Source organism: Geofilum rhodophaeum, assembly GCF_002210225.1.
In the GTDB taxonomy this organism is placed as follows: Bacteria; Bacteroidota; Bacteroidia; order Bacteroidales; family Marinilabiliaceae; genus Geofilum; species Geofilum rhodophaeum.
On record NZ_MWUJ01000025.1, the window covers coordinates 25,219 to 33,489 of the forward strand.

The 8,271-nt window shown below is 50.1% G+C and carries 6 protein-coding genes; 4 read left to right on the forward strand and 2 right to left on the reverse strand.

Annotated features, from left to right (window positions below):
• Nucleotides 1-63 precede the first annotated feature (63 nt).
• Complete coding sequence (locus B4W65_RS15330; RefSeq protein WP_146697811.1) at nt 64-2,613, forward strand: glycoside hydrolase family 5 protein; 2,550 nt, start codon at nt 64-66, stop codon at nt 2,611-2,613.
• Nucleotides 2,614-2,673: 60 nt separating this feature from the next.
• On the opposite strand, the gene B4W65_RS15335 is transcribed toward B4W65_RS15330, so the two are convergent.
• Nucleotides 2,674-3,213 carry a carbonic anhydrase gene (locus B4W65_RS15335; RefSeq protein WP_088656054.1) on the reverse strand — a complete coding sequence of 180 codons (540 nt, stop codon included), beginning with the start codon at nt 3,211-3,213 and terminating at the stop codon, nt 2,674-2,676.
• Nucleotides 3,214-3,351: 138 nt separating this feature from the next.
• Here B4W65_RS15335 and B4W65_RS15340 point away from each other — a divergent pair, with 138 nt between their 5' ends.
• Together B4W65_RS15340 and B4W65_RS15345 are read left to right on the forward strand one after the other, a co-directional pair.
• Nucleotides 3,352-5,739 (forward strand): glycoside hydrolase family 127 protein, encoded by a 2,388-nt coding sequence (locus B4W65_RS15340; RefSeq protein ID WP_088656055.1) that lies wholly within the window; start codon nt 3,352-3,354, stop codon nt 5,737-5,739.
• Nucleotides 5,740-5,769: 30 nt separating this feature from the next.
• A complete protein-coding gene (locus tag B4W65_RS15345) occupies nt 5,770-6,138 on the forward strand; it encodes a hypothetical protein (RefSeq protein ID WP_088656056.1) in 369 nt (122 codons plus the stop codon).
• Here the strand turns inward: B4W65_RS15345 and rluF are convergent.
• On the reverse strand, nt 6,100-6,828 hold the full coding sequence (rluF, locus tag B4W65_RS15350) for a 23S rRNA pseudouridine(2604) synthase RluF (protein WP_088656057.1): 729 nt from the start codon (nt 6,826-6,828) through the stop codon (nt 6,100-6,102). The genes B4W65_RS15345 and rluF overlap by 39 nt on opposite strands.
• A gap of 175 nt (nt 6,829-7,003) precedes the next feature.
• On the opposite strand from rluF, the gene B4W65_RS15355 reads away from it, so the two are divergent.
• Nucleotides 7,004-7,969, forward strand: a complete 966-nt coding sequence (locus B4W65_RS15355; RefSeq protein ID WP_088656058.1) for a lytic transglycosylase domain-containing protein — start codon at nt 7,004-7,006, stop codon at nt 7,967-7,969.
• Nucleotides 7,970-8,271 lie beyond the last annotated feature (302 nt).

Below are 8,271 nucleotides of genomic sequence, written 5' to 3' on the forward strand. Positions count from 1 at the left end.
CTTTTTTGTAAGGGTAAAGAAAGTGCCCGAATTTTGTATCTTCCTCTTTAAAAGGTAAACACCATGCACAAAGTAATCATTACACTTCTTCTCTCCCTAAGCCCGTTATTTTTAATGGCACAGAGCAGTTCCCGCCAGGGCAGCTATGCCGATAAGCAAGGCGTGTTGCGCCAAATAAGCAACGATGCTGAAATCACTGCCTTTGGCGCCAATTACTCACTGCCTTTTGCCCATGCTTACCGCATGGCCAGGCGCATGGGTGTGTCTCCCGAGACGGCCATAGACAACGACATCTACCACATGACACGTTTGGGGCTTGATTTGTATCGGGTGCATATTTGGGATACGGAAATAAGCGACACCCTGGGCAACCTCTTAGCCAATGAGCACCTGCAATTGTTCGATTACACCTTCCATAAAATGAAGCAGCGAGGCTTCCGCTTCGTCCTTACCCCCATTGCCTTTTGGGGCAACGGCTGGCCCGAACCCGACGAGGCCACACCCGGCTTTGCCACCAAATACGGAAAGGCTGCATGCCTTACCCACCCCGATGCCATTCGGGCCCAGGAGCACTACCTGCAACAATTTCTCGATCACGTTAATCCCTATACGGGCCTGGCCTATCGTGAGGACCCCTCCATACTGGCCTTTGAAGTCAGCAATGAACCCCACCACGGCGGCAGTGTGGAGGAAGTCCGCACCTACATTAACCGGATGGTGGCCGCCATGCGGTCGACGGGGACCCCTACACCCATCCTCTACAACATGAGCCACAGCATTCACTTACTGGAAGCCTATCTCGATGCCGAGGTCCAGGGAGGAACCTTTCAATGGTACCCCACCAACCTGGTGGCCAACCATCAATTGCAAGGGAATTTTTTACCACATGTCGACGAATACTACCTTCCCTTTGGCGAAAACGAGGACTTTAAAAAACAAGTAAAGATCGTTTATGAGTTTGACCCCGCCGATATCGGGCAAGCCTATATGTACCCGGCTATGGCCAGGAGTTTCAGAACGGCTGGCATGCAATTGGCCACCCACTTCGATTACGATGCCCAGTTTTTAGCCCCCTACAACACCAACTACGGCACCCATTATATGAGTCTGCCCTACGCCCCACAAAAGGCACTGGGACTGAAAATTGCAGGGGAAGTATTTCGCCATCTGCCCAGGTATAAAGATTATGGTCAACTGCCCAACAATCTGGTCTTTGGCGATGCCCGCATCAGCTACAGCGAGGACCTAAGTGAGTGGGTAAACGAAAAACAGTTCTTCTACTCGAACAACACCTCAACCCAGCCTCCCGCAGCAAAGAAACTGGAACAAGTGGCCGGCTATGGCTCTTCTCCTTTGGTAGCCTACGATGGAAAAGGAGCCTACTTCTTAGACAAAATAGAAAAAGGTCTGTGGCGACTGGAAGTCATGCCCGACGCCCATCAAATTGACGACCCTTATGCCCCTGCAAGTCCACTCCGCCAGGCAGCAGCAGTCACCTGGCAGGAACGCGCCATGACCATTTCGCTGGAAGATCTGGGGCCGGATTTTAAGATAGAAGGGAGGAATGAAGGCAACCAGCTGCGTGCGCAGGCTGACGACGGACACTTTATAATACAGCCCGGCGTTTACCTCTTAAAACACAAGGCCAACAAAACCAGTATTCAAAACCATGCGGACCTGGGTCGCTTTGTCCTCAATGAGTTTGTTGCACCAAAAGCCAACTTACCCGCACCTGTTCTCCACAACTATAGTCCCCGCAACCATACAGCCGGACATACCGCCACCCTCGATTTTGAGTTGATTGCCGACCAGCAGCCCACACAGGTAAGTGTCGCATTTTTGGGAAATAGGCATCCGGCAGAATTAAAGGCCAGCTACCTGGGACAAGATCGCTATCGGGTGGAGCTGGACAGCAGCATGACCACCGAAGGACTATTGCGCTACAGCATAGTTGCCGAATGGCCCGATTCGACCCTCACCTTTCCGGGAGCAAGTCCCAGTCGCCCAGGCGACTGGAAACACAATTGGAAACAACAATACGAGGCGCGCTTCACCACTAAAGAAGCCCCCTTACTTTTGTGGGATGCGGCAATGCACCTTGAAACCACCTTACACCAATGGCACCCGGGACTGGAATTGCTTCCCGAAGGCTTAAACAATGCCGCCTGGCACATGAGCATGGACCATCTGCCGCAATACCAACACAAAGGAAATACCGTTCACGACTTCAGCTTTAAATTCTTCTTTAAGCAACAAACAGGTGGTAGAACAGCAGAGCTGGCGCACAAAAAAGAACTCTGCATCGCCGCAGAAAACAAAGGAACCCAGGCATTGAATTTAGAGGTGGGACTGATTGACGACAGGGGCGTGGCCTTTACCATAAAGGCCCGCTTACAACCTGGGGAAAAAGAACTGCGGCTGCCCCTTGAGCAACTTGAGCAAGGCGCATTCGTCCTGATCAAGAGACCCTACCCCGACTTTATGCCATTTTTTCACCAGGCAGCAGAACAATACCAAGCCGATTTGCATCGAATGGAAACCCTCCAGTTTTCGGTTCGACAAGACCACCCACAACCGGTGGATATGAGCGTACGTCGCATTTGGGTGGAGTAAGCCCCCAAATCCCCGCAACAAAAAAGAGCTTGTTTGCCAAAAAGGCAACAAGCTCTTTTTTTATTCCAGCACCTGATACAAATGGTGATCCTCCACCCGATAATAAAAAGGAGCAATGGCTATGCCCGGGTAGCGATTGCGCAAACGAGCCACTTCCGATAAAAGAAAGTCTATTTCGTTCCCAATTTCAAATATGGGGGAGAATTGATTGAAATGATCCTCGGCAAATTCCCGATCCCATCCGGCATTGCTCACCAAGCCATCAATAAACAAATCTTTTCGCTCATGCAGATTAACCATGCCGCACTGACTGTGGGCAATAATGGCCAAATACCGAACTCCGCCAACAGCCACGGCATAGGAAACCTTAAATTCGTTGTGCCGCAAATTGGCCCCACCCGAACGCAATATATAAGCAAAATTATTGGGGATGTGCAGTTGATTTCGGTTGTCCATACACATACTTACCAAAAGTTCAGCCTGAACATACTCCGGAAAAGGCTGCCGAAAATTATGGTAAGACAAAAGCGCCTCAAAAGGCGTATTACGGTAAGAAGCAAAAATATCGGACTGCTTTTCCACAGCTATCAATCGATTCATACTTGCATATTTAAGTAGCACTTAATAAATTCACAACATTACAAATAAAATAAAGTTCAGGCAAAGGCTTAAAATGCATTAAAGTATTTTTTACTATTTTTATACCTGCCTAGTACGCACGACAAATTCCTAATAATCATGAAAAGAAAACAAGTGTTCATTTTCGCTCTTCTGCTGGCATTGCCCTTGGCTTTTGGCTGTCGGCAACAAGCTCCGGAGCCCGCTTCCCAAACCCAAAGCTTCCCACTCTCAGCAGTTCGTTTGCTCGATGGGCCCTTCGCCCATGCTGCTGAAAAGAACGCGGCCTATGTTATGGCCCACGACCCCGACCGCCTACTTGCGCCCTTTTTGGCCGAAGCAGGTCTGGAGCCCAAGGCCGAACGCTACGGCAATTGGGAAAACACCGGCCTGGACGGACATACCGCCGGCCACTATTTGACCTCCCTGGCCCTGATGACCGCTTCAATGGACCACCAGGAAGCGGCAGAACGCTTGCAATATATGCTCGATGAATTACAGCGTTGCCAGGAAGCAGACCCCGATGGCTATGTAGGCGGGATCCCAGGCGGCAAGGCCATGTGGGAAGATATAGCAGCAGGAAAAATTGACGCCGGCCTTTTCTCGCTCAACGGCAAGTGGGTGCCGCTTTACAACATTCACAAATTATTTGCGGGACTCTACGACAGCTGGCAGTACACGGGCAGTCAGCAGGCCCTCGACATATTGATCAAACTCAGCGATTACTTTGTTAACATCAGCGCCGACCTCAGCAACGAACAAATTCAGCAAATGCTGGTTTCGGAGCACGGAGGCATGAACGACGTTTTTGCTTTGGTATATAAAGCCACCGGCAATGAGAAATACCTCAAGCTGGCCGAACGCTTCTCGCACCAGCTGGTATTACAGCCCCTGCTTCGGCACGAAGATAAGCTGACAGGAATGCACGCCAATACCCAAATACCGAAAGTAATTGGTTTTATGCAAATTGCGCGACTTAAAGGAGACAGCGCCTGGCACGATGCCAGTCGCTACTTTTGGGAAACAGTGGTTCAAAATCGCAGCATTGCCATAGGCGGCAACTCCACCCACGAGCATTTCCACCCCTCCGACGATTTTTCATCTATGATAGAAACCCGGGAAGGACCTGAAACCTGCAACACCTATAATATGATGAAGCTGTCGAAGCAGCTTTATGAAGCCAGCAACGACCTACGCTACATCGACTTTTACGAGCGTGCCATGTACAATCACATTCTGGCCTCACAGCATCCTGAGCATGGTGGACTGGTGTACTTTACCCCGGTACGTCCTCAGCATTACCGGGTGTATTCCAATCCCGAAGAAACCTTCTGGTGCTGCGTGGGTTCAGGTATCGAGAACCACGCAAAATACGGAGAGTTGGTTTTCAGTCACGACAACGAAAACCTGTATGTTAATCTCTTTATGCCCGCACAACTCACATGGGCGGAAAAAGGACTAAAACTGACTCAGGAGACCCATTTCCCGGAAGAAGACAAAACCAGGCTGCGTATCGAAACCGAACAAACGCAAAGCATGACCATCTTTGTACGCCACCCCGGCTGGAACGACAAAGTGCCCATTGAAGTGACAGTCAACGGCAAAAAAGTACGTGCACATAGTAAGGCAGGTGAATACCTCGCCCTTCAGCGCGAATGGCAAAACAACGATGTAATAGAACTCTCCTTCCATACCTACACCTACGCCGAACAACTGCCCGACGGATCATCCTACGTGGCACTGCTGCATGGACCGGTGGTATTGGCAGCCCCCTCCGGACAGGAGGACTTACAGGGATTAATTGCCGATGACTCCAGAATGGGACACATTGCACACGGAAAGCTGATCTCAAGAGAAGACGCCCCTGTTCTGCTCACCGACCAAAACAACTGGATCAACCAGATTAAGGCCGTGAAAGACCGCCCCCTGCATTTCCAACTGACCAATCTGGTTCATCCTGCCGAAGCAGAAGCCCTGGAATTGAAACCCTTTTATCAGGTGCACGACAGTCGTTACATCGTGTATTGGCAAACCACCACCTCCGAAGCGCTTCAGGAAGAAAAAGAATTGCTAAAAGCAAAAGAAGAAGCTGCCATGGCGCTTGAAGCACAAACCATCGACCACATCGACACAGGTCAGCAGCAGCCCGAATCGGACCACAACTTTAAATCCGAAGGAAGTGAAGCAGGCGTACACATGGACCGTCACTGGCGCCACGCCACCGGGTGGTTTTCTTACGAACTGAACGACCCCGATCAAGAAGCCAAAGCTTTACGGGTAACCTATTTTGGCGGAGACACTAATCGAAACTTCGATATATTGGTCAATGGCCAGGTTTTGTCCACCGTTAAACTTGATGGCAGTAAGGGTAATGTATTTTTTGATGTAGACTACCCCCTGTCGTCTGAGCTGATCAGCGCCAACAACAAGGGCAAAATGCAGCTGACCTTTAAAGCCGCCCCCAATTCCATTGCAGGAGGGGTTTACTTTGTTCGTCTGTTGCGATAAAATCCGTATCTTGCGCAACAAAATTGAAGCATGCGCGATTTTAAAGTTCTATTTTTTACCGGATTAACACTCATTATTTCCGGCATCCTACTAAAAATAAGCACACCGGAGACCTGGATCTCCAGTGTGCTTATTTCTTTAGGTGGAATGGTAAAGATTCTATTTCTGGTATTGACCCTGCGCAAAAACAAAGTTCGTCCGGGTTACGAAATGCTTTTTTTGCTGGCGGGACTGGCCCTGGTCATTCTTGGCGCACAGCTCCGGAAAGAACCCGCCACCCTGGCCTTTGCCCTGCCGGCCACGCTCAGCGGCTTACTCCTGAAAGTTTCTTTTGTGCTGCTGTTTATCCGAAGACTGCGCTTACATCGTCTTCGACGAACCCGAGATCAGGCGATTTAACTCCGTCAACTCCTCTTTGCTGAGATCTCGCCATTTTCCCACCGGCACATCCAGCTTGATATTCATGATGCGAATCCGCTGAAGCGCCACCACCTCATAACCCAGGAACTCGCACATACGACGTATCTGACGATTGAGGCCCTGGGTTAGAATAATGCGAAAGGTAAAGCGGTCGATTTGTTCCACCTTGCATTTGCGCGTAACGGTATCCAAAATAGGCACCCCATCGCCCATCCTTCGAATAAAAGTCTGCGTAATGGGCTTGTCTACTTGCACAATGTACTCCTTTTCGTGATTGTTGCGCGCCCGCAACACTTTATTCACAATATCCCCATCGCTGGTCAACAATATCAGCCCCTCACTGGGCTTGTCGAGCCTGCCAATTGGAAATATTCGTTCCGGATGACCAATAAAATCGATGATGTTGTCCTTCTCGCGGCGCGTGTCGGTGGTACAAACAATTCCTACCGGCTTATTCAACATGAGGTAAACATGTTTCTGCTTAGGCGTACCAACCAACTTACCATTCACCCGCACCTCATCTCCGGGGTTTACCTTGGTCCCCATTTCCGGCTTCTTCCCATTAATGGTAATCCGCCCCTGCTCCAGCAAAGCATCGGCCTTACGACGCGAGCAAAACCCAGCCTCACTCAGGTATTTATTTATCCGCACTGCTTCTTCAGCTCCCATATCCAAAAAATTGTAGCACCAAGCTTGGTGCTTTCCAATAATCTTCCCTAATTTTGACTACAAAATTAGCCCAAAATAAATAAACCCGGCAGACCATGCCCTGTTTTTGTAACCAATTCCCAAACAAGGCGTACCACTTCTTGTATCTCTGTGAGTAATTGATCGAAGCGTTTGTATGAAGAAGCATCCAAAGTCCCCCCTCGTTAACATCCTATCCTTCAGCACCACCATACTGGCCCTTGCGCTGGTTTTTATTCTTTTTGTTCACTCCTCTCCGCCTCGTCCGGCAGAGACAGAAACCCTTCCTGAGGTTGACTTATTCAGGCAGAACTACAGCATTCATGCCTTACCTATGCCGGAACAACTCAGCTTTGCAGGAGAAGATGTACCCATGCACCTGAGCTATGTACGCGAGAGCTACGACCGGGAGTTGCTGGTCAACACCTACTGGCAATCTTCCACCCTCTTACTCATCAAACGCGCCCATCGCTATTTTCCCATAATTGAGCCCATTCTCGAAGCGGAAGGCCTGCCCTCCGATTTCAAATATCTGGCATTAATTGAAAGCGGCTTTATGGAGCGGATCGTTTCCCCCGCCGGTGCAGCCGGCGTGTGGCAGTTTTTAGCCGGAGCAGCCCGCGATTACGGTCTGGAAGTCAACAACGAAGTAGACGAACGCTACCACGTCGAAAAAAGCACGGCAGCAGCATGCAAGTACCTGAAGAATGCCTATGAACGCTTTGGCTCCTGGACCCTTGCAGCCGCCTCCTACAACGCCGGAGTACGCGGCATCACGCGACAAATTGAACGACAAAAAACAGACAACTACTACGAATTACTCCTGGCTGAAGAGACCATGCGCTATGTTTTCCGCATTCTGGCCATCAAGGAAATACTTCTACGTCCCCAGGAATTTGGCTTTCACCTGGGCAATGACGATCTCTACGCCCCCATCGCGACCTACGACGTAGAAGTAAGCGGCAGCATTGATGATTTTGCCGACTTTGCCAAAGAACACGGAGCAACCTATCGCGAGCTGAAGGATCTCAACCCCTGGCTGCGTGAAACTTCCCTGGTCAACAAGGCAAAAAAGACCTACATTCTGAAACTTCCCCAACCCGGCGCCTTCTCTGTGCAGTAAACCCTTCCTCTCAGCAAAACCCGGCCCCCACTCTGTAAGGGAAGTGGTGTAGAACAGCTGCCTTCAGAAAATAGCGTAAATGAACAAGCGTGCGTACCGTAACAAGCATCGCCCAGCTCTGGAAGGGAAGTGGTGCAAGATAGCGACCTACAGAAAACACCGTAAGTGAACAAAGGAGTGTAACGTCACAAGCACGGCTGTCTGAGCCGCAGGCGAGTTCCGTGCTTGTAGTGAAACGACTGCAGTGAACAGGTGTTTTCTGTCAGGCGCAAGATTGCACTACGACCACCCGAGTTCGATGC